This is a genomic window from Pseudomonas sp. Q1 (assembly GCF_009935975.1).
GTDB classification, from domain to species: domain Bacteria; phylum Pseudomonadota; class Gammaproteobacteria; order Pseudomonadales; family Pseudomonadaceae; genus Aquipseudomonas; species Aquipseudomonas palleroniana.
This window is the reverse complement of record NZ_QODI01000012.1, coordinates 156,316-178,673: the sequence shown is the minus strand read 5'-3', so window position 1 is coordinate 178,673 and position 22,358 is coordinate 156,316. Positions and strand designations below refer to the sequence as shown.

Here is a 22,358-nt window from a genome sequence, read left to right as displayed (position 1 = left end):
CTTCAGTTGCGTGGAGCGGCGCCATAGCGGACCACCACCTGGGTGATCACCTCAACCAGGCGTGGGTCCGCATCCGGCGCACTGAACAGGCGAAACTGCGCATCGGGCAGCACGGGTAAACCGTGCTCGGCACCGAGTACCGTCAAGCCCGCGCCGACCTGGCTGCGAACCATGGGCGCGATAGCAAAACCGGCCAGCGCTGCGGCGTGCAACCCGGCATAGCTGGTACACAGGACCGCGGTGCGCTGCGTGATGTTGGCCTGGGCCAGGCGGGTCAGGGCCGCCTCTCGATACGGGCAGGGCTCGGGAAACAGCGCCAGTGGCAGGGGCGTCGGCAACACCGCACGCGGCTGCGCGCACCAGGCCCATACCAGCGGCTCCTGCCACAAGGCCAGGCCTGGCTCGCCGGACTCGCACAACGATCCTATCACCACGTCCAGCTCGCCCTGCTTCATCAGGGCCAATAACGTACCGGGAATGCCCACTTGCACGCTGATCTGCATGCCCGGGTACTCGGCGGCGGCCTGCAATTCGCGCAGCAGTCGTGCTTCGGCAAACTCCTCGGAAACACCCAGGCGCAGGTTGCCTTCCCAGGCCGAGCGCGTCAGCTCGGCCCAGGCATCCCGGTTCAGCGCCAAAATGCCCCGTGCATAAGCGATCAGTCGCGCGCCGTCCGGCGTCAGTTGCTGGGCGCGCGTGGTGCGGATCAGCAGAGACTTGCCGACCTGCTCTTCCAGGCGCCGCAGATGACCACTCACCGCCGACTGCGTGAGATGCAAGCGGGCCGCGGCGCGACTGAAGCCACCTTCATCCACCACAGCGACGAAGGTTTTGAGTAGCAGGATGTCGAACATATTTTAATTAATGATTAATGAGCACTGAAAACACGATTTATATTTCAATCATCACTATGTTGCAATGCCTGGGTCAACTGCCCCGAGGCCCATCATGACCACGCTCCTGCACATCGAATGCTCCCCACGTAAACAGCGCTCCGCGTCCCTGGATGTCGCCCGCCAATTTATCGCCCGCTATCAGCACAATGCTCCGGATACAGAGGTGATCACACTGGATCTATGGGCCCTGGAGCTTCCGGAATTCAATGGCGCGATCATGGACGCCAAGTACGCCGGTCTCAGCGGCACGCCCTTGACCGAGGAACAGGCCGGCGCCTGGGCTGCGCTGAAATCCCTGGCCGCCTATCTGCATCAGGCTGACGTGCTGGTGTTTTCGGTGCCCCTGTGGAATTTCGCCGTGCCCTACAAGCTCAAGCACTTTATCGACGTGGTGTCACAGAAGGACGTGCTGTTCGAGTTCAGCCCCGAGCACGGCCTGCGGGGCTTACTGCAGGACAAGACCGCCGTCAATGTGTATGCGCGCGGCATGGATTTTTCCGCACCGGACGCCCAGGCCATGGATTTCCAGCGCCCGTACATGGACGCCTGGCTCGGCTTTATTGGAGTGACGAACGTGCATTCACTGTATGTGGAGAAGACGATCCTGGGGCCGGAAGTCGATCGGGCATCGCGCCTGAAAAGTACCGCACTGGCGCTGCTGCTGGCCGATCAACTGGCCTGAACCCTCATTAGAAAACCCGGCCTTGTCGGCCGGGTTCGAGGGCATCAGCCGTTCTGTTTGGCAACCCACTTGCCGAAGGCATCGATAAACGCCTGCAGAAACGGCCGGGTCTTGTCCGAGAGTTTGCCCGCCTCGTCAAACACGCTGCCCGCGCCACCCAGGTAGGCTTCCGGCTGCTGCATGCAGGGCACGTCGAGGAACACCAGGGACTGGCGCAGATGATGGTTGGCGCCAAACCCACCAATGGCACCCGGCGAAACGCTGATGATCGCCCCGGGCTTGCCACTCCAAGCGCTTTGCCCGTAAGGGCGGGAACCGACGTCGATGGCATTCTTCAACGGCGCGGGCACGGAACGGTTGTATTCCGGGGTCACGAACAACACCGCGTCGGATGAACTGACCTGCTGACGGAAAGTACTGTAGGCTGCCGGCGGTGTAGCACCGTCGATATCCTCGTTATAGAGCGGCAAATCGCCAATTTCGACAATGTTCAACTTGAGGTTGGCAGGGGCCAGTTCAGCCAATGCCAGGGCGACCTTGCGGTTGATCGAGGCTTTTCTCAAGCTGCCCACCAGGACGGCAACCGTGTAGACCTTGCTCATTGATTTTTCCCGACGTCTGACTAAGGAGTGTGTAGTTATAGAGCCTTCGCGGCGTGATCACCAGCAGGTTGTGATAATCCTCGAGAGGTTTTCCGCAGCGCGCAATGTGCAAGAAGCGCGTAGGAAGTGTCTGAAAACCTCAACGAATAGTATTTTTTTCTTATAGGTAAACTACCCCGCTCCATGACGGTCTACAGAACCGAAATCGAGTGTTTATCTCCAGAGGTTCTAAACAGATGGCTGCAGTACTTGTCGGACAGTTCCATGCCAGAGACGCGGAAGGACGTGTGTATTCGGTGCATGAGTTCCAGGAATCCAACCCGGCGCAGGACAGCCAGGCTGGCTCGACGCCTACCACCACCTACAAGTTGGCCATTGGCGACCGCGTAGAAAAACTGGAAGGTGATGAATTCAAATTGATCCAGTCAGGCACGATCATCGTGCGCGAATCGCAAACCACCCTCGCCTCATAAGATCTCGCCTGGTCGACCTGCTCAGTCCTGGCCCTGGCTGCCACTGACTGGGCTGGCGGATCACCGGCTACGCATCTCAGTCACCTCGACCCCTGGCTCGCCGTCCATTTGCTTGAGCGTCACCATCAACTGCCCTCTCTCGCCCTCGACGACAAACATCGAACGCTTGTACCCCGATGTAGTGTTGGTGGGGTAAGCCACAACCTGCCTGACCAACGCCATTTCCAGCACGGCGCCGACGCGCTCGCTCACCTGTTCCTGGGAACGGATAAACGCTTCGAGCGCCAGGGTTTCAGGTGAATGTTCTTCTTGATTGTTCAAGAGATAAGCAGCCGCACACCCCAGGGTTGCCAGTACCAGGAGTTGCTTGGCCGTTACCCCGAAGATGTTCGTGGGTAGAGGCATTTGAGACCAGACCTGTTGTTGTTTTAAGTGCCGAGTCATCGGCATTGGTCGTTGATGATCAGATGCACCATTCTAATCAGGTCGCCAGGTTATGCCAGATGTATCAGAGGTCGCCGTAGGTAATATCCTTGTTATCCCCGACGCCGCCCAGCGTGCGGTCCTTGCCGAAGGAGAACAGATCGAAGGGAGTATTGGGCTGGCTCGACGGATAGTGATACTGGTAGGCAATACCCCAAGGATCCGTCAGCAACGCCTCGTCGACATAAGGGCCCTTCCAGTTGGCCTCTCCGGCGGGCTGCCCGATGAGCGCTTCAAGCCCCTCCTCATCGCCAGGATAGCGACCGGTATCTTGATGAAAGCGTTCGACGGCCTCACCGAGCTGGCTCACCTGGGCTTTGGCGCTGGCGATCTCGACCAGGGTCACATCACCAAACAACCGCGGCCCCAAGGCCACGGCCAACAGGCCTATGACCAGCACCACCGTTAATGCCGCCCAACGCGTATAACCGCGTTGGGTGTGCAACGCTCCAGCCACTGCGGTCAGTCCGCGCATGGGTACGCCTCCCGGATAAAATCAATACGCTCTTTATAGGGCCTGCTCGTTGCAGTTGCACGCACGATTACCCGATATGCCCCCGCAACATGCGCTCTTTTGCCCCAGCCATTGAAACACCGTCGCGCGCACCCTAGACTCCGGCGATGCGTTTACGTCATATCGAAGTGATTCAGGCCATCTTGCAAACCGGACACCTCGGCACTGCCGCCGAATGGTTGCAACTCCCCGTGGGCGATGTAGACGCCGTGCTCAAAGACGCCGAGCAGCAATTAGGCTTCATGCTGTTTGCCAGTGTGCGTGGGCGCTTGCAAGCCACGCGCGAGACCCTGGAACTGCAGGCCGAAATCGCCCACCTCTACGAGGCCCTGGAGCCGGTGCAACGCCTGGCCAGCCGGTTGAAACACCATCACGCGCCGACCCTGCGCGCCCTGTGCACCCCGCCCCTGGCCAACCAGTTGCTGCCGCAAAGCATCGCCATGCTACGTCGACGCTTCCAGGACACGCCGTGCAACCTGTCGAGCCTGCCGACCCGGGAAATTGTCAGGAGCCTGTTGTTGCACGAGGCCGATGTGGGCCTGAGCCTGCATGACCCGGAACATCCACAAATTCAAAGCACCGTATTGGCCCAAGGCAAATTGCAACTGCTCGCTCCCCATGGCTGGCTCAAACCCAGGCAGAAGTACATTGCCCTGCAGGACCTGGCGGGGCAGTCGATGATCGGTCTCGAAGGCCAGGACCCGCTCAGCCGCCTGCTGGACGCCAAGCTGCGAGCCCTGCGCCCGTTGCCGGTGGTGCAGACGCGCGTACAGACCTACCAGATGATGCGCAGCATGGTGGAGGCCGGGGAAGGCTTGGCGATTGTCGACCCGTTTACCGCATTCGGCGCACGGGAAGCAGGGTTGGACGCGTGCCCGCTGTCACCGCCGATCCAGGTCAGCCTGTATGCGCTGACCCTGAAGGACAGCGTGACTGCCCCTGCCCTGAATGCGTTGCTGGAGATTGTCACGCAGAAGGCAGAAGGCCTGTTGGCAGGCTAGGACGCTGCGGTTTCCGTCTTGAACAAGCGGTACCAGAAGATCGCCACTTCGCGGGTTTGCGGATCAATGCCCCGATAGCGCAGGTGGTCGACGCCCCCCATCACATAGCCACATCGCTCATACAAGCGGCAGGCCCCGAGGTTGTTGTTCTGGGTTTCCAGCATCATGCCCGGCAGGTTTTTCTTGCGGCTCCAGAACTGCGCCACATCCAGCAGCGCCTTGGCCACACCATGGCGACGCGCAGACAGGACCACCGCCAACTCATCAACATGGGCAAAGCCATTCCAGTTGGTGCTCACCACAATATGCCCTACCGCCCGATCATCGAGGTAAGCCATGAAGACTGCGCTGTCGGCGGCGTTACGGAAACTGGCGAACTCTTCCGGGTCTATGCCATAGCACTTGCGGTACGGCAGGATCCGCTCCACAGGCCATTCGTCAACCCGCTTGCCCATCTGCGGCTGGCCGTAGCCGCTGACCTCAAAGCTGAAGTCATTGCCCCACACATAGGCATCGAAGCCCTCGTCGGCCACGCGGACACTGAGCCCCGGATACTTCACGTTCATCACTGCGTGCATAACCATCCTTAATCCTTGATGCAATCGACGGTGTAACGACGACCATGACCGTCATCTTCGTGCTGCAGCCCATGAACATCGGCGACAAACCCGGGGAAGCCGCTGTCGAACGTGCGGGCGAATGCCAGGTAATCAATGATCGACCGCGTTGCCTCGGTAAAACGCTCGCCGGGCATGATCAACGGAATGCCCGGCGGATAAGGCACCAGCATCACCGCTGCGATGCGCCCAGGCAAGGCATCGATGGACACGGCCTCCACCTCACCTCTCACCAGTTGGTCGTAGGCGTCGGCCGGTTTCATGGCGATTTCCGGCAACACCGTGTACATGCGCTTGAGGTGCCTGGCGGTGGCATTGCTGCGGTAACAACTGTGCAATTGATCACAGAGGTCACGCAGCCCCAGACCCTGATAGCGCGACGGACCCTGGGCATACACCGATGGCAAACAGCTGGCCAGGCTGACATTGGCATCGTAGCTACGCTTGAACTCCAACAATTCGGTGAGCAAGGTACTCCATTTACCTTTGGTAATGCCCATGGAGAACAACACGAGGAATGAATACAGGCCGGTCTTCTCCACCACCAGCCCGCGTTCCCAGAGGAACTTGCTGACCACCGCCGCCGGGATACCCCGGTCGCTCAAGGCTCCTCCGGCGTTGAGGCCGGGCATCACCAGCGTCACTTTGATCGGGTCCAGCAGCACATAATCCTCGGCCACGTCGCCAAAACCATGCCAGTCGTCGCCGGGATGCAACAGCCAGTCCGTCGTGACAACCCGGTCGATGCCCGCCACCGACGGCGGTTGCCAGATCGAGAACCACCAATCGTCAGCGGCCAGATGCTGGCGCAGGTTGGCCAACGCACGACGAAAGCTCAGGGCTTCGTCGAACATTTCCTGCAACAGCGAGCGCCCGGCCGGCCCTTCCATCATTGCCGAGGCGACGTCCAGCGAGGCGATGATGCTGTATTGCGGCGAAGTGGAGATATGCATCATGAAGGCTTCGTTGAAGCGGTCACGATCCAGTTGGCGGGCGCCACCATCCTGAACATGGATCATCGACGCCTGGCTGAAGGCGGCCAGCAACTTGTGCGTCGAGTGGGTGGTGAACACCAGGGGGCTGTCCGGTGTGCGTGAAGTGCCCATGCCGTAGCGCCCGGCAAAAAACTCGTGAAAGGCCGCGTAAGCGTACCAGGCCTCATCGAAGTGCAGCACCTCGACACTGCTGCCCAATTGCTGCTTGATCAGCTCGGCGTTGTAGCACAAGCCGTCGTAGGTCGAATTGGTCACCACCGCCATCTTCACCTTCGCCGGCCGGCCACGGGTCAGGGGGCTGGCGTCGATCTTGGCACGGATGGCCTCGGGGCTGAATTCGCTCAGGGGAATCGGGCCGATGATGCCCAGCTCGTTGCGCTCCGGGCACAGGTAAAGCGGGATCGCCCCAGTCATGATGATCGAGTGCAGTACCGACTTGTGGCAGTTGCGATCCACCAGCACCAGGTCGTTACGGCCGACCATGGAGTGCCACACGATCTTGTTGGCGGTGGACGTGCCATTGATGACGAAGAAGGTGTGGTCAGCGCCAAAGTTGCGTGCGGCGCGGGCTTCAGCTTCGGCCAGCGGCCCGGTGTGATCCAGCAGCGAACCGAGTTCCGGTACTGAAACGGACAAATCCGAACGCAGCGTGTTCTCACCGAAAAACTGATGGAACGCCTGCCCCACCGGGCTTTTGCGATAGGCCACGCCGCCCCCGTGGCCGGGGGTGTGCCAAGAGTAATTGGAATCGGCGGTGTGCTGGACCAGGGCCTTGAAGAATGGTGGCAACAAGCCGTCCAGGTAGGTCCGCGCAGCGCGAGCCACCTGCCGGGCGAGAAATGGCACCGTGTCTTCGAACAGATAAAGAATGCCGCGCAGTTGATTGAGCTCACTCATGGCGTCCGCCGGGGCGTTTTCCAGAGTGACTTGCTCGCCCAGCGCGAAGATCGGCAGGTTGGGCGCCCTCACCCGTGCCAGGCGAATCAGTTCGACCATGTTTTGCAGCAGATGGGTATTTTCCCCGGCACCTTCAGCGGCAATCAGCATGCAGGCCAAGCCGTGATGGGTCGATGCCACCAGCCGCCCCTCGGCATAGTCCACGGCAGAAAAGATACTGAAGCCCTCTTGTTCCAATTCCCTGGCGATGCCTCGAACCCGGTCACCGGCAACGGTGTCGGCCTTGATGTCGCGATGCACGATCAGAACGGGAAACTTCAAGTCTTTGTACATGACGGCTTGTGGTCCTGAGGGCTATGCACTCAGGGTAGAAGCTGGAAGAGAATGTGGCGAATGAAGATTATTGCTCCGCCAGCTGCGACCACAACGCCGGTGCACCCGCCGCCTTGGCAATCGCTTCCAATCGCGCCGCATGCTCGGCCAGGTCCTGCTCGCTGGCACGGATAATGGCGGTCGCTTTACGATCAGCCGGCAGCCGGCGAATTTCCGATGAGCGATTGCCCGAGCCTTCCGCCGAGCCGCTGCCGTCGGATGCATTACCAGCCAGGGACAGGCTGGTCTGGCCACCGGTCATGGTCAGGTAGACGTCGGCGAGAATCTCGGAGTCGAGCAAGGCGCCATGCAATTCACGGCCGGAGTTGTCGACACCGTAGCGTTTGCACAATGCATCCAGGCTGTTGCGCTGGCCCGGGTGGCGTTCACGCGCCATCATCAGGGTGTCGAGGATCGAGCAGTGCTGGGAAATATCCGCCCGGTCCATCTGCCCCATCAGGGCGAATTCGTTGTTGATGAAGCCGACGTCGAACGCCGCGTTATGGATGATCAGTTGGGCGCCGTTGATGAACTCGAAGAACTCATCGGCCACTTCGGCAAAGCGCGGTTTGCCTTTGAGGAATTCATCGGTGATGCCGTGAACGGCGATAGCGCCCTCGTCACTGTCCCGATCCGGTTGCAGGTAGACATGGAAATGACGGCCGGTGAGGCGACGGCCCATCAACTCGACGCAGCCGATCTCGATGATCCGGTGACCATCGGTCACCGGCATGCCGGTGGTTTCGGTATCGAGTACTACGGATCGGATGGCCATCAGGGTTCAACTCTCAGCGGTGTGGTGTATTTCAAGGCGCGCAATCTTAGCACGCCATGGCCCGGGCAGCCCAAGACCGGGCCAAGGCGCTCAAGGCTCGACAGTTTTTTACAATCCTTAGCAAAGCTGCAGCAGTTTTGCCCAAGGCGCCCTTGTTAGCCTGCACGCCCTAGTTGATGCAGAACCCACAACCACCATGAACCCGCCAAAACTGCTGTGCACCCTGTTGCTGTTGGGCAGCACCTGCACGGCACACGCCACCAGCTTCGTCATGACCACCGACGCGCTGGTGAGCCTGTCCATGAGTGCCACTCGGGGCACCAGTTCGTCATTCAAGGATGACAAGATCGTTCAAGCGGCACGGGACGACGCCGAATCTTTTGTTGCCACGGATGGCCAGATCCGTGGTGTGCGCCTGGAGGCGGCGCTGGTACACATTCGCGAACGCCTGCCAGGGCAAACCTTTACCGACATGCAACTGGCACAGGCCATCGTCGCACTCTGAACATCAGCTCTGCTTGTAACCCCGCACTTCGTCCACGCCACGATTAGCCAACTGGTCTGCCCGCTCGTTACCGGGATGGCCGATATGCCCGCGTACCCATTTCCAGGTAATGTCGTGGCGATTGCATTGTTCATCGAGCAATTGCCACAGATCGGCATTCTTGACCGGTTCCTTGGCGGCGGTCTTCCAACCCCGTTTTTTCCAGTTGACCATCCACTCATTGATGCCCTTCATCACGTACTGCGAGTCAGTCACCAGCAGCACGTTGCAGCGTCGCTTGAGCTCTTCCAGGCCACGAATGGCGCCCATCAGCTCCATGCGATTGTTGGTGGTGTTGGCTTCGCCGCCCCACAGTTCCTTCTCCACGCCCTTGCACACCAGCAGGGCACCCCAGCCGCCCGGGCCAGGGTTGCCCTTGCAGGCGCCGTCGGTGAAGAGTTCTACGCTATCGGTCATCGGTCACTCGGCCTGAAATCAAAAAAAGGGTTTTACGGTTCACTCTGCTTGCGGTTGACCTTGGCCATCGGCATCGGCACCAGCTTGCCCACGGGCTGGCGTAGCACCTGGCGCACCGGCCGAAGCCCGACCACAATCTTGCGCGCCACCAACAAATAGAAGCCACCACCCGACAGCTGCCAGGCCCCGGCCCGGCGCTCCCAGCCGGCCAGGCGTGCCTGCCACTTGGTCGACGCAAGCGGCGGACGATAGCACCCGAAGCGGCGTTTCTCCAGCGCGAAGCCCAGCAGGTTCAGCCAGTCTCCCACCCGCGACGGCGCGATGCAGCGCGCCTGGCGCAGGCCGTCATGGGCGAACAGATGGCGCATTCCCCAACTGCTCCAGGGGTTGATGCCGATAATAAGCAGATGGCCACCGGGGCGTACGCTGCTGGCGGCCTCACGGAGCAAACCGTGGGGAGACAGGCAAAAATCCAGGCCATGTTGCAACACCACCACATCGGCGGCGTGCTCGCTCAGTGGCCAGGCCTGTTCCTCGCAGACGATTTCCACACCGGGCAACGGCGCACCCAGGCGCACATTGCGCTGCACCTGTGGGGCCGACGGCGGCGTCTGCGCCGAGGGGCCGTAATGCACCAGGTAACCGCCGAAGAAGCGCCCCAGCTCGTCTTCGAGCATGCGCCGTTCTTCGTCCAGCAGAAATTGCCCTATCGGCCCGGACAGCCACTCGCGGGCCGCGCTGATCAGGGCCAGCCACTCAGGATCGGCCTGGGCGAACGCTTTATCAGTCATTGCATTCTCCAACTCGCCTAGACGTTCTAAGATGCACCAATGTGTTCAGCTTGGCGAATCGAAGAATGATACAGATCAGTGCGCTACCCGCCTTCACCGACAACTACATCTGGTTGTTACAAGACCCAAGCACCCAGCGCTGCGCCGTCGTCGACCCTGGTGATGCCGGGCCGGTACTTGCCTGGCTCCAGGCCAACCCCGGCTGGCAGCTCAGCGATATCCTGATCACCCACCACCACCATGATCATGTCGGCGGTGTGGAGCCCTTGAAAAGTGCTACCGACGCCAAGGTCTACGGCCCGGCCAGTGAGAAGATCCCGGCACGCGACATTGCCCTGCAGGATAACGACCGTGTCACGGTGCTAGGCTGGGACTTCGACGTCTATACGGTGCCCGGCCACACCCTGGGCCACATAGCCTATTACCACCAGGGCGTGCTGTTCTGTGGCGACACGCTGTTCGCCGCCGGCTGTGGGCGCCTGTTCGAAGGCACTCCAGAGCAAATGCACGCCTCGCTGCAACGCCTCGCCGCCCTGCCCGCCGACACGTTGGTGTACTGCACTCACGAGTACACGCAAAGCAACCTTAAATTCGCCCAGGCCGTGGAGCCGGATAACGCCGATATTGCCGAACGGGTGGCTGACGTCAACCAGTTGCGAGCCCGTGGCGAGATGACACTGCCGTCGAACCTGGCCCTGGAAAAACGCACCAACCCTTTTCTGCGCACCGCTGAAACATCCGTTAAACAAAAAGCGGACGAACGGAACGGTCGCGACAACCGCTCTGGGGCCGAGGTGTTTGCTAGCTTGAGGGCGTGGAAAGATAAGTTCTAACGGGAAGCAATCTGATACGCAATTTCTGAATGGTTGACCGGAACCGAAGCGCTTTCTAGAATCGCCCGACATTTTTGCCCGGAACTTACTTCCAGCCAATGTCGTCATCTATTCGTAAATCCATTTCTTCAGACGCATTGACCCGCCTGGCTCAAGCCGTGGCGGTGGCTGTGTCCGCGACTCTGGCGGGCTGCCAATCGACAAATTTCGCTGCACAATCCACCGTGCAACCCAAACCCAATCTTGCCGCCAAGATCAAGCAAAAACCTATCTGGCTCTCAGAGAAGCCCAGCCCCGAAGTGCCCCAGGATGTCTGGGAACGCATGCGACGGGGCTTTCAATTGCAGGAAGGCCTGGGCGTCAACCCGCGCATCGAGCAACAGCGCTTGTGGTTCGCCAGCAACCCGTCCTTTCTGGAAAACGCCGGAGAACGCGGCAGCCTCTACATTCACTACATCGTAGAGCGCCTTGAAGAACGCAACATGCCCCTGGAGCTGGCGCTGCTGCCGGTGATTGAAAGTGCCTACAACCCAATGGCCTATTCGCGTAGCGATGCGGTCGGTTTGTGGCAGTTCATCCCCTCCACCGGGCGCTACTTCAACCTGCGCCAGACCCGCGCCTACGACGGCCGCCGTGACATCACCGCGTCCACGACCGCCGCACTGGATTACCTGACGCGCCTGCATGACATGTTCAATGGCGACTGGTTGCTGGCCCTGGCGGCCTATAACGCCGGCGAAGGCACGGTCAGCCGGGCCATCGAGCGTAACGAGAAACTCGGCCTGCCCACCGACTACTGGAACCTGCCCCTGCCCCAGGAAACCAAGGACTATGTGCCCAAGTTCCTGGCGCTGTCCCAAGTGGTGCTGGCGCCGGAGGCATACGGTGTCAACCTAAGCCCGATCGCCAACCAGCCGTACTTCGAAGTGGTTGAAGTCAAACAGAGCATGGACCTGTCACGGGTCGCGGCACTGGCTGAAATCGACGAAGACGAGCTGTTCCAGCTCAATCCGGCCCTGAAACAACGCACCACCCTGGACGGCCCCCAGCATCTGCTGGTGCCCAGTTCCAAGGCGCATCTGCTGACCAGCACCCTTTCGACGATGCGTCCGGAGGAATTGCTGGCCATGCGCCCGAAAAAGGCCGTGTTCGACGAAGTCGAGACAAAAGCCGTTGCCGGACGTACCCGCAGCTACAAGGTGCGCACTGGCGACAACCTCACCCTGATCGCCAAGGCGAACAAGGTCGACGTGCATGACCTGCAACGCTGGAACAAGCTCAACGGCCAGGCACTCAAGGTCGGCCAGACCCTGGTGATGCAGGACACGCGCAAAGTCGTGGCCAGCAGCAAGAAGCCGGTGCAATACAAGGTCAAGAAAGGCGACTCGTTGTACATAGTTGCCAAGCGCTTCAACGTTGAGATGCAACACCTCAAGCGTTGGAACCCGCGCACGGGCCAGGCATTGAAGCCAGGGCAGATGCTCGTCGTTTCCGGCCCACGATAGCCGTTTCTGTAGTGAGCGGGCTTGCCCCGCGCTGGGCGGCGCAGCCGCCCTAACAAAGACGCCGTGGTGTGTCAGAAAGACCGAGGGGCCTGGTTTAGGGCGGCTTCGCCACCCAGCGTGGGGCAAGCCCGCTCACTACAGATGAGGTGTCCCCAACATGGACGCCGTGGTGTGTCAGGAAGACCGAGGGGCCTGGTTTAGGGCGGCTGCGCCACCCAGCGCGGGGCAAGCCCGCTCACTACATAAACCAGCTTTTTCCAACCGGAACAAGCTGTTACTGTACCGATCATAAAGCCCAAGCCGCCTGGATCGGATCTCTGCCTTGAAGCGTCCCCTCCTTCTACTAATAAGTCTGGCCTTGAGCTTTGCTGCGAACGCGACGATTACCGAGAGCCACGGTTACGCGCAGTTCGGCACGCTCAAGTACCCGGCCAAATTCACCCACTTCGATTGGGTAAACCCTGCAGCGCCCAAAGGCGGTACGTTGCGGGTGATGGCATTTGGCACGTTCGACACGCTCAACCCCTACACCTTCAAGGGCACCAGCCCGGTTTCCACTCCCAATTTCCTGCAATACGGCGTCAACGAGCTGAACGAGCCGCTGATGGTCGGCACCGGCCAGTACGCGCCGTCCGGGGATGAGCCCACGTCCAGCTACGGCCTGATCGCGCAATCGGTGGAGTACAGCGAGGACCGCAGTTGGGTGGTGTTCAATCTGCGCCCCGAAGCCCGCTTTCACGATGGCAAGCCGATCACAGCGTATGACGTGGCGTTTTCCTACCGTACGCTGCTGACCGAAGGCCACCCGCAATACCGCACCAACCTGCAGGAAGTGGCGCGGGTCGACATTCTCAATCGTCATCGTATCCGCTTTGTCTTCAAGCGCGCCGGCAACCCGCTGCTGATCCTGCGCCTGGGCGAGTTGCCCGTGCTGCCCCAGCACTACTGGAAAAACCGCGACTTCAAGGCCACCACCTTCGAGCCGCCACTGGGCAGCGGGCCGTACCGCATCACCAAGGTCACGCCGGGGCGGCAACTGGTGTTCGAGCGGGTCAAGGACTACTGGGGCAAGGACCTGCCAGTCAACCAGGGTTTCTACAACTACGACAAGGTCGAAGTGGAGTTCTACCGTGACAGTGACGTCGCGTTCGAAGCCTTCAAGGCCGGCGAGTTCGACATCTATATCGAGCACCAGGCCAAGAACTGGGCCACGGGCTACAACTTTCCGGCGGTCAACCGAGGCGACGTGATCAAGGCGCAGATCGCCCACCAGATCCCGACCCAAAGCCAGGGGTTGTTCATGAACACAAGGCGGCCGACCTTCGGCCAAGCCAAAGTGCGCGAAGCCCTGGGGCTGATGTTCGACTTTGAATGGACCAACCGCTCGCTGTTCAGCAGTGCTTACAAACGCAGCGTCAGTTACTACCCCAACAGCGAGTTTTCGGCGACCGGCGTGCCGGTGGGGCATGAATGGCTGATGCTCTCCCCCTACCGCGAGCAGTTGCCGGCGCCACTGTTCACCCAGCCGTTCAGCCTGCCGCAGACCGATGGGCGTGGCATCCCCCGCGACACCATGCGTCGTGCCTTGGCATTACTCGCAGACGCCGGGTGGAAGCTGTCGGGGCAACGCTTGCTCGACAGCCAGGGGCAGCCGCTGCGCCTGGAGATCCTGCTGGTCAACCCGAACCTGGAGCGCATCCTGCAGCCCTATGTCGAGAACCTGATCAGCATCGGCGTCGACGCCCGCCTGCGCACCGTTGACCGGGCGCAATACAAGCAACGCCTGGATCAGTTCGACTTCGACATGATCCTGATGACCCTCAACCAGACCTTGAGCCCGGGTCTTGAGCAGTGGCAGTACTTCCACTCCAGCCAGGCCGCGATCAAGGGCAGCAAGAACTATGCAGGCATCGCCAACCCCGTGGTCGATCACTTGCTGGAACAACTGCTCGCCGCGCAAACCCGCGAGGAGCAACTGGCCGCCGGCCGGGCGCTGGACCGGGTGCTGCTGTGGCAGCACTACAGCATTCCCAACTGGTACCTCAACTATCATCGACTGGCCTACCGCAACCGGTTCGCCTTTGTCACCACGCCGCCCTACAGCCTGGGCCTGAGCGCGTGGTGGCTCAAAGCTTCGGAGAAAGCCCAATGATGTCTTTGCGTACGGCACTGCTTGGCAGCCTCTTGCTGTGTACCGCGGCCCAAGCCGCGCCGCAACATGCGTTGACGCTCTACAACGAGCCGCCGAAGTACCCCGCCGACTTCAAGCACTTCGACTACGTAAACCCCAATGCGCCCAAGGGCGGTACTTTCCGCGAGTCGGCCATGGGCGGCTTCGACAGCCTCAACCCCTACATCAGCAAAGGTGTGCCCGCCGATAACATCGGCCTGGTCTATGACACCCTGGCCATGCAAAGCCTGGACGAACCCGTCACCGAATACGGCCTGGTCGCCGGCAAGATCGAAAAGGCCCCGGATAACAGTTGGGTACGCTTCTACCTGCGCCCCGAAGCGCGCTTTCATGATGGGCAGCCGATCCGCGCCGACGATGTGGTGTTCACCTTCCAGACACTGCTCAAGGACGGTTCACCGATATACCGCACCTACTACGCCGACGTTGATGAAGTGGTGGCTGAAGACCCGTTGCGCGTGCTGTTCAAGTTCAAGCGCACCAACAATCGCGAGTTACCGCTGATCCTCGGGCAATTGCCGGTACTGCCCAAGCATTGGTGGGCGACCCGCGACTTTTCCAAGGGCAACCTGGAAATCCCTCTGGGCAGCGGGCCGTACAAGGTCGCCGAGGTCAAGGCCGGACGCATGATTCGCTATGAGCGGGTCAAGGACTACTGGGCCAAGGACCTGCCGGTCACCCAGGGTTTCTACAACTTCGACAGCCGCATCACCGACTATTACCGCGATAACACCGTCGCCCTGGAAGCGCTGAAGGCCGGGCAGTTCGATTACTGGCTGGAGATCAGCGCCAAGAACTGGGCCAACGCCTACAACATTCCGGCGGTCGCTCAAGGCCGATTGATCAAGGAAGAGATCCCCAACGGCAACCCCACCGGCATGCAGGGTTTTGTGTTCAATACCCGCAAGCCCATGTTCCAGGATGTACGTGTGCGCAAGGCGATCAGCCTGTTGCTGGACTTTGAATGGAGCAATAAGCAACTGTTCAACGGCGCCTATACCCGCAGCCGCAGCTACTTTGAAAACTCGGAAATGGCCGCCACCGGCCTACCCGGCCCGGAAGAGTTGGCAATTCTCGAACCGCTGCGCGACAAGATCCCGGCCGAGGTCTTCACCCAAGCCTTCGAACCGGCCAAGACCGACGGCAGCGGCATGATTCGCGCCCAGCAACGCGAGGCTTACCAGTTGCTGCAGCAGGCCGGCTGGAAGATCGTCAACGACAAAATGGTCGACACCACCGGCAAACCGGTGACCATCGAGTTCCTGCTGGCCCAGACCGAATTCGAACGGATCCTGCTGCCCTTCAAGCGCAACCTCGCCGATTTGGGCATCGACCTGGTGATTCGCCGGGTCGACGTGTCGCAGTACATCAACCGCCTGCGCTCGCGCGACTTCGACATGCTGGTGGGCAGCTTCCCCCAATCCACATCGCCCGGCAACGAGCAGCGTGAGTTCTGGAGTTCCCCCAGCGCCGACAAACCCGGCAGCCGCAACTACATGGGCCTCAAGGACCCGGCGGTCGACCAATTGGTCGAAGAGTTGATCAACGCCGACTCGCGCAAAAGCCTGGTCGCTCATGCCAAGGCGTTGGACCGCGTGCTGCAGTTCGGCTACTACGTCATCCCCAACTGGCACATCAAGACGTTCCGCGTCGCCTACTGGGACCACCTGGGCCACCCCAAGGTACCGCCACGCTACGACGTCGGCACCATCACCTGGTGGGCCAAACCCAACGTCAAGCCGGCGGTTTCCCTGGACACGACTCAAAGCGCCGATCCGGCGAGCGGAGGCAATTGAATGCTGGCCTATATTGTTCGCCGCCTGCTGCTGATCATCCCCACGCTGTTCGGCATACTGCTGATCAACTTCATCATCATCCAGGCCGCCCCCGGCGGCCCGGTTGAGCAGATGATCGCCAAGCTCGAAGGCTTTGAAGGCGCCACCAGCCGTATTGCCGGCGGTGGTGCCGAAGTCTCGGTGGCCGGCTCCAGTTACCGGGGTGCCCAGGGGCTGGACCCGGCGCTGATCAAGGAAATCGAGAAGATGTACGGCTTCGACAAATCGGCGCCGGAACGCTTGTGGATCATGGTCAAGAACTACGCCCGGCTGGACTTCGGCGACAGTTTCTTCCGCGATGCCAAGGTCATCGACCTGATCAAGGAGAAGATGCCGGTGTCCATTTCCCTCGGGTTGTGGAGCACGCTGATCATGTACCTGGTATCGATCCCGCTGGGCATCGCCAAGGCCACGCGACACGGCAGCCACTTCGACGTGTGGACCAGTTCGGCGATCATCGTCGGCTATGCGATCCCGGCGTTCCTCTTCGCCATCCTGCTGATCGTGGTGTTTGCCGGCGGCAGTTACTTCGACTGGTTCCCGTTGCGCGGCCTCACCTCGAACAACTTCGATGAGTTGAGTTGGGGCGGCAAAATCCTCGATTACTTCTGGCACCTGGCACTGCCGATTACCGCACTGGTGATCGGCAACTTCGCGACCATGACGCTGCTGACCAAAAACAGCTTCCTCGACGAGATCAACAAGCAGTACGTGATCACCGCCAAGGCCAAAGGCCTGACCCACCATCGTGTGCTCTACGGCCATGTATTCCGTAACGCGATGCTGTTGGTCATCGCCGGTTTCCCGTCGGCCTTCATCGGGATTTTCTTCACCGGCTCGTTGCTGGTCGAAGTGATCTTTTCCCTCGACGGCCTGGGCCTGATGAGCTTTGAAGCGGCGATCAACCGCGACTACCCGGTGGTGTTCGGTACGCTGTTCATCTTCACCCTGCTGGGGCTGATCGTGAAGTTGATCGGCGACCTCACCTACACCCTGGTCGATCCACGCATCGACTTCGCCAGCCGGGAGCATTGAGATGAACCTGTCCCCCCTCAATCGCCGCCGATTCGAGCGGTTCAAGGCGAACAAACGCGGCTGGTGGTCGCTGTGGCTGTTCCTGATCCTGTTCGTGCTCAGCCTGGGTGCGGAACTGATCGCCAATGACAAGCCGCTGGCGGTGCACTTCGACGGCGACTGGTACTTTCCAGCGCTCAAGCGCTACCCCGAGACGACCTTTGGCGGCGAGTTCCCGCTGGAGGCCAACTACAAGAGCCCGTACATCCAGGAGCTGCTCAAGGCCAAGGATGCGTGGACCTTATGGGCACCGATCCCGTTCAGCTACCAGAGCATCAATTACGACCTGAAGGTCCCGGCGCCCGCACCGCCGTCAAGCGTCAACCTGCTGGGCACCGATGACCAGGGCCGTGATGTCCTGGCCCGGGTCATCTACGGGTTCCGGGTGTCGGTGCTGTTTGCCCTGACCCTGACCGTCCTCAGCTCGATCATCGGCGTTATCGCCGGCGCGTTGCAGGGGTTCTACGGCGGCTGGGTCGACCTGGCCGGGCAGCGCTTCCTGGAAATCTGGTCGGGCTTGCCGGTATTGTACCTGCTGATCATCCTCGCCAGCTTCGTGCAGCCCAACTTCTGGTGGCTGCTGGGGATCATGCTGTTGTTCTCCTGGATGAGCCTGGTGGACGTGGTGCGCGCCGAGTTCCTGCGCGGGCGCAACCTGGAATACGTCCGCGCAGCCCGGGCGCTGGGTATGCAAAATGGCGCGATCATGTTCCGCCATATCCTGCCCAACGCCATGGTCTCGACCATGACCTTCATGCCGTTCATTCTCACCGGCGCCATCGGCACCCTCACGGCCCTCGACTTCCTCGGCTTCGGCTTGCCGGCCGGTTCGCCGTCCCTGGGCGAGCTGGTGGCCCAGGGCAAATCCAACCTGCAAGCGCCGTGGCTGGGTATGAGTGCCTTTGCCGTGCTGGCGATCATGCTCAGTTTGCTGGTGTTTATCGGCGAGTCCGCTCGCGATGCCTTCGACCCGAGGAAATGAGATGAACCAGGACAATCTGATCGAAGTCCGCGACCTCAGCGTCGAGTTCGTCACGGGCAGTCACCATCACCGCGTGGTGAACAACGTCAGTTTCGATATCAAGCGTGGCGAAACCCTGGCCCTGGTCGGCGAAAGCGGCTCGGGCAAGTCGGTGACCGCTCACTCGATCCTGCGCCTGCTGCCCTACCCGCTGGCGCGGCATCCGTCGGGCACCATTGCCTATGCCGGGCAAGACTTGCTCACGCTCAAGGAAAAAACCATCCGGCATATTCGTGGCAACCGCATTGCGATGATCTTCCAGGAACCGATGACCTCGTTGAACCCGCTGCATTCCATCGAGAAGCAGATCAACGAAGTGCTTGGCCTGCACAAGGGGCTGACCGGCAAAGTCGCCACCCGGCGTACCCTGGAATTGCTTGAGCTGGTGGGCATCCCCGAGCCGCACAAGCGCCTCAAGGCCCTGCCCCACGAGTTGTCCGGCGGCCAACGCCAACGGGTGATGATCGCGATGGCGTTGGCCAACGAGCCGGAGCTGTTGATCGCCGATGAACCGACCACGGCCCTCGACGTGACGGTGCAGTTGAAAATCCTCGAGTTGCTCAAAGAGCTGCAAGCGCGCCTGGGCATGGCGCTGCTGCTGATCAGCCACGACTTGAACCTGGTGCGACGCATCGCTCACCGGGTGTGCGTGATGCAGCAAGGTTGCATCGTTGAACAAGCCGACAGCGAGACACTGTTCCAGTCGCCCCGCCACCCCTACACCCAGGAACTGCTGGCCGCCGAGCCCAGCGGCGGGCCGGTTGCCAATGAAGTCGGGCCGCCGTTGCTGGCAGTCGATGACCTCAAGGTCTGGTTCCCGATCAAGAAAGGCTTTTTGCGCCGCACCGTCGATTACGTCAAGGCGGTGGATGGTATCCATTTCAACCTGCCCCAGGGGCAGACCCTGGGCATTGTCGGCGAGAGCGGCTCAGGCAAATCGACCCTGGGCCTGGCGATCTTGCGGCTGATCGGCAGCCAGGGCGGCATTCGCTTTGAAGGCCAGCAGTTGGACAAGCTCAGCCAGCAACAGGTGCGCCCGCTGCGGCGGGAAATGCAGGTGGTGTTCCAGGACCCGTTCGGCAGCCTGAGCCCGCGCATGTGCGTCAGCGAAATCGTCGGCGAAGGCTTGCGTATTCACAAGATGGGCACGCCGGCTGAACAGGAGGCGGCGATTATTGCCGCACTCAAGGAAGTCGGCCTGGACCCGGAATCCCGCCATCGCTACCCCCACGAGTTCTCCGGCGGCCAGCGCCAACGCATCGCCATCGCCCGCGCCCTGGTGCTCAAGCCGCGCCTGATCCTGCTGGACGAACCCACCTCGGCATTGGACCGCACGGTGCAGCGCCAAGTGGTCGAGTTGTTGCGCAGCCTGCAGGCCAAGTACAACCTGACCTACCTGTTTATCAGCCATGACTTGGCGGTGGTGAAGGCGTTGAGCCACCAACTGATGGTGGTCAAGCATGGGCAGGTGGTGGAACAAGGCGAGGCCGGGACGATTTTTGCCGATCCGCAGCATGCGTATACCCGGCAATTGCTGGAGGCGGCGTTCCTGGTGCCACCTCCCGTTAATCAGTCAGGCCAATAGAGCGCCGCGTGGCAGCGTATCGTGTGATGCACAAGGCTTGAATAAGCCCACCTTTTGTATGAGCCTGTTGCCTGCTCATTCCAATTCTTTCAGGGAGCGCCTGCCATGACCGCCGCTACAGCACCGTTTTTCTGGCGCGACCCTGCGTTGGCGTTCATTGAGGCGCGCACTATTGCGGACGGGCGCAAGGTGACCTACAGCCGGCATGCGCACGAGCATTTTTCGATTGGGGCAATCACCACCGGACGCAGCTATTACCACTACGGTACACAGACGTTCGAGATCGACGCGGGTACGGTGGTCCTGATGAACCCCGGCGACGTGCATGCCTGCAACCCCATCGACAATGAGCCGTGGTCCTATCAGATGCTGTACATCGATACGCCCTGGCTGACTGACCTGCAGTACCAACTGGGCTTCAGCACCGACCAGGGTTACCGGCCGTTCAACACGCCCTACGTGCGCGATCCGCTGCTGTATCGCGGCCTGCTGGAGTTGTACCGGATACTGGTGGACACACAGGCTGAACATCTGCAAAAACAAAGCGCGCTGGTGAGTTATTTCACCGAAGTCCAACAGCGCCTCAACCCTGCGGACACTCCGGTACGCGAGGTCAACCACAAGCTGGAACGGGCGGCCGACTACATTCGCACGCACTGCACGCAAGCCTTGAAACTGGAAGACATCTGCCTGGCCGCCGAGCTGTCGCCCTCGTACCTGATCCGCGCCTTCAAGCAGTATTACGGGCTGACGCCCCATGCCTTCCTGATCAACCAACGCATCCAGTTTGCCCGCGCCCAACTGCGCCAGGGCAAGCTGATTGCCGATGTGGCCCTGGCGGCGGGCTTTGCCGACCAGGCGCATTTCCAGCGCGCCTTCAAACAGCACTTCGCCGCCACGCCTGGCCAGTACCGCGACCGGCTCAAGCCATCAGCAAATAACCCACACTGGCCACCAGCAACGCGGCCATTGAACGGTTGAACAGACGCACACCCTGCGGGTTGCCGAGGTAACGACGCAAGAACGTGCCGGCATAGGCCCAGCACGCCACCGACAGGTAGCAGATCACCAGATAGAGCGCCGCGAACAGCCAGACCTGTGCGGCGTCGCCATCGGCCACAAACAAGCCCATGCCCGCGACACAGGCCAACCAGGCTTTCGGGTTGAGCCACTGCATGATCGCGCCGTACAGCATCGACGGTGCGGTAGCCGTACCCTCAGCGTCCAACCGGCCATCGTCCACGGCCAGTTTCCAGGCCATGTACAGCAGGAAGGCCACACCGCCCCACTGAATCAATTGGGTAAGGATGGGCCAGCGCAACAGCACTTCATGCAACCCGAGGCCAATCAGCACCAGCAACAAAGTAAAACCCACGGCGGCGCCAAATACGTGCTTCTGACTGGCGGCGAAACCGAAGCGCGCACCGGAACTCAAGGCGACCACATTGACCGGGCCCGGCGTAATGGAGGTCGCCAAGGCGAAGGCGGCCATGGAAATGATCAAGCTCATTGCGATTCCCTTTAGGTGGTGACGATCAAGATGACGTCACGTTAAAGGGCAAGGCACGCGCGGTATTGAAGAAAATCACCCTCTGGCGCCGAACAGCAAGGCGCTGTTGCTTCAACGCTGTGAAGGAATGCGGATATCCCCGTCACGGCACTGGGTCTTGACGCTGCGTGGGCAGCCGGCGAACGCCAGATCCTTGGTCAGGCACACGCGCACTTCCGACAGCACCTTGCCTTTACAGATAACCGCCAGCCCGTGGTTGCCCATGCGTGGGTTGCTTTCGCGAAACAACGCCTCGATCGCTTGGGCCGGCAATGACGCCGGCGAGTTGAGCGGCTGCAGCTGTGGCGGAATATTCACCGCCCCCAGCGCGGCGTCGGCCTTTTCCAGATAGGCCAGCGGCTCAAGCCCGGAGCACGTGCCATGCTTGGCCCATTCATGCTTGATCAGTGAACGGCTGGGGAACAACGTGGCGCCCTTGTCCATGGCTTGGCGGTTCAGCGACGACGGCGAGTCGCACGAGGCCGGCCATCCGCCCCGTGCGTATTGCGGCCACAAACCGTGCAGTACAAAGCCGTACCCCTTGCCCGAACACTGCTCGTTGTCCGGGTGCGTCAGGCAAAAGGTCGGCGACCACGACAACGACAACACATAAAAATCAAACTCCCCCGCCTGCCCTTGGCTGCGCGGAGCCGCCACGGCCCCCGTGGCCAGCACCAGCCATAACAACATCCAGTATTTCATCTGC

At 60.8% G+C, this 22,358-nt stretch carries 23 protein-coding genes; 12 read left to right on the top strand and 11 right to left on the bottom strand.

Translation table 11 applies throughout. The annotated features are described in order from the left end of the window. Positions 1–2: 2 nt before the first annotated feature. Complete coding sequence (locus tag DK870_RS20030) at positions 3–854, bottom strand: LysR family transcriptional regulator (RefSeq protein ID WP_161549487.1); 852 nt, start codon at positions 852–854, stop codon at positions 3–5. Positions 855–948: 94 nt separating this feature from the next. Between DK870_RS20030 and DK870_RS20025 the strand changes: the two genes are divergently transcribed. Next, positions 949–1,578 (top strand): FMN-dependent NADH-azoreductase, encoded by a 630-nt coding sequence (locus tag DK870_RS20025; protein ID WP_161549486.1) that lies wholly within the window; start codon positions 949–951, stop codon positions 1,576–1,578. A gap of 44 nt (positions 1,579–1,622) precedes the next feature. Here the strand turns inward: DK870_RS20025 and DK870_RS20020 are convergent, their stop codons facing one another. Next, positions 1,623–2,180 carry an NADPH-dependent FMN reductase gene (locus tag DK870_RS20020; RefSeq protein WP_161549485.1) on the bottom strand — a complete coding sequence of 186 codons (558 nt, stop codon included), beginning with the start codon at positions 2,178–2,180 and terminating at the stop codon, positions 1,623–1,625. A 236-nt stretch (positions 2,181–2,416) separates the two neighbouring features. Here DK870_RS20020 and DK870_RS20015 point away from each other — a divergent pair, with 236 nt between their 5' ends. Continuing rightward, positions 2,417–2,653 carry a hypothetical protein gene (locus tag DK870_RS20015; RefSeq protein ID WP_017136925.1) on the top strand — a complete coding sequence of 79 codons (237 nt, stop codon included), beginning with the start codon at positions 2,417–2,419 and terminating at the stop codon, positions 2,651–2,653. A 60-nt stretch (positions 2,654–2,713) separates the two neighbouring features. Here the strand turns inward: DK870_RS20015 and DK870_RS20010 are convergent, their stop codons facing one another. After that, entirely contained in the window at positions 2,714–3,058 is a 345-nt protein-coding gene (locus tag DK870_RS20010) for a hypothetical protein (protein ID WP_104996118.1), read from the bottom strand. A 103-nt stretch (positions 3,059–3,161) separates the two neighbouring features. Then, on the bottom strand, positions 3,162–3,611 hold the full coding sequence (gene gspG / locus DK870_RS20005) for a type II secretion system major pseudopilin GspG (RefSeq protein WP_161549484.1): 450 nt from the start codon (positions 3,609–3,611) through the stop codon (positions 3,162–3,164). Between the two features lie 146 nt (positions 3,612–3,757). On the opposite strand from gspG, the gene DK870_RS20000 reads away from it, so the two are divergent. Then, the gene (locus DK870_RS20000; protein WP_090371523.1) at positions 3,758–4,651 is read left to right on the top strand and encodes a LysR substrate-binding domain-containing protein; all 894 of its coding nucleotides are present in this window, start codon (positions 3,758–3,760) and stop codon (positions 4,649–4,651) included. Here the strand turns inward: DK870_RS20000 and DK870_RS19995 are convergent. From DK870_RS19995 to dnaQ, 3 genes are all read right to left on the bottom strand, one after another. Beyond that, positions 4,648–5,217 carry a GNAT family N-acetyltransferase gene (locus DK870_RS19995; RefSeq protein ID WP_060757208.1) on the bottom strand — a complete coding sequence of 190 codons (570 nt, stop codon included), beginning with the start codon at positions 5,215–5,217 and terminating at the stop codon, positions 4,648–4,650. The two genes, DK870_RS20000 and DK870_RS19995, sit on opposite strands and share 4 nt — an antisense overlap. A 20-nt stretch (positions 5,218–5,237) precedes the next feature. Continuing rightward, complete coding sequence (locus tag DK870_RS19990) at positions 5,238–7,493, bottom strand: Orn/Lys/Arg decarboxylase N-terminal domain-containing protein (RefSeq protein ID WP_161549483.1); 2,256 nt, start codon at positions 7,491–7,493, stop codon at positions 5,238–5,240. 67 nt (positions 7,494–7,560) lie between these two features. Next, positions 7,561–8,301 (bottom strand): DNA polymerase III subunit epsilon, encoded by a 741-nt coding sequence (gene dnaQ, locus DK870_RS19985; protein WP_178126885.1) that lies wholly within the window; start codon positions 8,299–8,301, stop codon positions 7,561–7,563. A gap of 202 nt (positions 8,302–8,503) precedes the next feature. Here dnaQ and DK870_RS19980 point away from each other — a divergent pair, with 202 nt between their 5' ends. After that, positions 8,504–8,812: a DUF2388 domain-containing protein gene (locus tag DK870_RS19980; RefSeq protein WP_161549481.1), complete on the top strand. Its 309-nt coding sequence runs from the start codon at positions 8,504–8,506 to the stop codon at positions 8,810–8,812. A 3-nt stretch (positions 8,813–8,815) separates the two neighbouring features. Here the strand turns inward: DK870_RS19980 and rnhA are convergent, their stop codons facing one another. Together rnhA and DK870_RS19970 are read right to left on the bottom strand one after the other, a co-directional pair. Continuing rightward, on the bottom strand, positions 8,816–9,268 hold the full coding sequence (gene rnhA / locus DK870_RS19975; protein ID WP_003173571.1) for a ribonuclease HI: 453 nt from the start codon (positions 9,266–9,268) through the stop codon (positions 8,816–8,818). Between the two features lie 32 nt (positions 9,269–9,300). After that, positions 9,301–10,059, bottom strand: coding sequence for a class I SAM-dependent methyltransferase (locus tag DK870_RS19970; protein WP_060757138.1), 759 nt, complete (start codon positions 10,057–10,059; stop codon positions 9,301–9,303). A 65-nt stretch (positions 10,060–10,124) separates the two neighbouring features. On the opposite strand from DK870_RS19970, the gene gloB reads away from it, so the two are divergent. The 8 genes from gloB (at position 10,125) to DK870_RS19930 (ending at position 21,084) form a co-directional block, all read left to right on the top strand. Further along, positions 10,125–10,892, top strand: coding sequence for a hydroxyacylglutathione hydrolase (gloB, locus tag DK870_RS19965; RefSeq protein WP_090371531.1), 768 nt, complete (start codon positions 10,125–10,127; stop codon positions 10,890–10,892). 98 nt (positions 10,893–10,990) lie between these two features. Next, a complete protein-coding gene (locus tag DK870_RS19960) occupies positions 10,991–12,397 on the top strand; it encodes a transglycosylase SLT domain-containing protein (RefSeq protein ID WP_060757140.1) in 1,407 nt (468 codons plus the stop codon). Between the two features lie 322 nt (positions 12,398–12,719). Further along, the gene (locus DK870_RS19955; protein ID WP_161549480.1) at positions 12,720–14,549 is read left to right on the top strand and encodes an extracellular solute-binding protein; all 1,830 of its coding nucleotides are present in this window, start codon (positions 12,720–12,722) and stop codon (positions 14,547–14,549) included. Continuing rightward, complete coding sequence (locus DK870_RS19950) at positions 14,546–16,384, top strand: extracellular solute-binding protein (protein ID WP_161549479.1); 1,839 nt, start codon at positions 14,546–14,548, stop codon at positions 16,382–16,384. The genes DK870_RS19955 and DK870_RS19950 overlap by 4 nt, the downstream gene beginning before the upstream one ends. After that, complete coding sequence (locus tag DK870_RS19945) at positions 16,385–17,458, top strand: microcin C ABC transporter permease YejB (protein WP_060757143.1); 1,074 nt, start codon at positions 16,385–16,387, stop codon at positions 17,456–17,458. A gap of 1 nt (position 17,459) precedes the next feature. Then, entirely contained in the window at positions 17,460–18,479 is a 1,020-nt protein-coding gene (locus DK870_RS19940) for an ABC transporter permease (RefSeq protein WP_017738565.1), read from the top strand. Position 18,480: 1 nt separating this feature from the next. Next, positions 18,481–20,103: an ABC transporter ATP-binding protein gene (locus tag DK870_RS19935; RefSeq protein WP_161549478.1), complete on the top strand. Its 1,623-nt coding sequence runs from the start codon at positions 18,481–18,483 to the stop codon at positions 20,101–20,103. A gap of 105 nt (positions 20,104–20,208) precedes the next feature. Continuing rightward, complete coding sequence (locus DK870_RS19930; protein WP_090371542.1) at positions 20,209–21,084, top strand: AraC family transcriptional regulator; 876 nt, start codon at positions 20,209–20,211, stop codon at positions 21,082–21,084. On the opposite strand, the gene DK870_RS19925 is transcribed toward DK870_RS19930, so the two are convergent. Both DK870_RS19925 and DK870_RS19920 read right to left on the bottom strand, forming a co-directional pair. Next, positions 21,026–21,613, bottom strand: coding sequence for a LysE family translocator (locus tag DK870_RS19925; RefSeq protein ID WP_161549477.1), 588 nt, complete (start codon positions 21,611–21,613; stop codon positions 21,026–21,028). The two genes, DK870_RS19930 and DK870_RS19925, sit on opposite strands and share 59 nt — an antisense overlap. A 111-nt stretch (positions 21,614–21,724) precedes the next feature. Beyond that, entirely contained in the window at positions 21,725–22,354 is a 630-nt protein-coding gene (locus DK870_RS19920) for a ribonuclease T2 (RefSeq protein ID WP_161549476.1), read from the bottom strand. Between the last annotated feature and the right edge of the window lie 4 nt (positions 22,355–22,358).

Bases quoted from the DNA above. Each gene is read 5' to 3' on its own strand.
- DK870_RS20030 (WP_161549487.1), bottom strand. From the start codon at position 854: ATGTTCGACATCCTGCTACTCAAAACCTTCGTCGCTGTGGTGGATGAA.
- DK870_RS20025 (WP_161549486.1), top strand. From the start codon at position 949: ATGACCACGCTCCTGCACATCGAATGCTCCCCACGTAAACAGCGCTCC.
- DK870_RS20020 (WP_161549485.1), bottom strand. From the start codon at position 2,180: ATGAGCAAGGTCTACACGGTTGCCGTCCTGGTGGGCAGCTTGAGAAAA.
- DK870_RS20015 (WP_017136925.1), top strand. From the start codon at position 2,417: ATGGCTGCAGTACTTGTCGGACAGTTCCATGCCAGAGACGCGGAAGGA.
- DK870_RS20010 (WP_104996118.1), bottom strand. From the start codon at position 3,058: ATGCCTCTACCCACGAACATCTTCGGGGTAACGGCCAAGCAACTCCTG.
- gspG (WP_161549484.1), bottom strand. From the start codon at position 3,611: ATGCGCGGACTGACCGCAGTGGCTGGAGCGTTGCACACCCAACGCGGT.
- DK870_RS20000 (WP_090371523.1), top strand. From the start codon at position 3,758: ATGCGTTTACGTCATATCGAAGTGATTCAGGCCATCTTGCAAACCGGA.
- DK870_RS19995 (WP_060757208.1), bottom strand. From the start codon at position 5,217: ATGAACGTGAAGTATCCGGGGCTCAGTGTCCGCGTGGCCGACGAGGGC.
- DK870_RS19990 (WP_161549483.1), bottom strand. From the start codon at position 7,493: ATGTACAAAGACTTGAAGTTTCCCGTTCTGATCGTGCATCGCGACATC.
- DK870_RS19980 (WP_161549481.1), top strand. From the start codon at position 8,504: ATGAACCCGCCAAAACTGCTGTGCACCCTGTTGCTGTTGGGCAGCACC.
- rnhA (WP_003173571.1), bottom strand. From the start codon at position 9,268: ATGACCGATAGCGTAGAACTCTTCACCGACGGCGCCTGCAAGGGCAAC.
- DK870_RS19970 (WP_060757138.1), bottom strand. From the start codon at position 10,059: ATGACTGATAAAGCGTTCGCCCAGGCCGATCCTGAGTGGCTGGCCCTG.
- gloB (WP_090371531.1), top strand. From the start codon at position 10,125: ATGATACAGATCAGTGCGCTACCCGCCTTCACCGACAACTACATCTGG.
- DK870_RS19960 (WP_060757140.1), top strand. From the start codon at position 10,991: ATGTCGTCATCTATTCGTAAATCCATTTCTTCAGACGCATTGACCCGC.
- DK870_RS19950 (WP_161549479.1), top strand. From the start codon at position 14,546: ATGATGTCTTTGCGTACGGCACTGCTTGGCAGCCTCTTGCTGTGTACC.
- DK870_RS19945 (WP_060757143.1), top strand. From the start codon at position 16,385: ATGCTGGCCTATATTGTTCGCCGCCTGCTGCTGATCATCCCCACGCTG.
- DK870_RS19940 (WP_017738565.1), top strand. From the start codon at position 17,460: ATGAACCTGTCCCCCCTCAATCGCCGCCGATTCGAGCGGTTCAAGGCG.
- DK870_RS19935 (WP_161549478.1), top strand. From the start codon at position 18,481: ATGAACCAGGACAATCTGATCGAAGTCCGCGACCTCAGCGTCGAGTTC.
- DK870_RS19930 (WP_090371542.1), top strand. From the start codon at position 20,209: ATGACCGCCGCTACAGCACCGTTTTTCTGGCGCGACCCTGCGTTGGCG.
- DK870_RS19925 (WP_161549477.1), bottom strand. From the start codon at position 21,613: ATGAGCTTGATCATTTCCATGGCCGCCTTCGCCTTGGCGACCTCCATT.
- DK870_RS19920 (WP_161549476.1), bottom strand. From the start codon at position 22,354: ATGAAATACTGGATGTTGTTATGGCTGGTGCTGGCCACGGGGGCCGTG.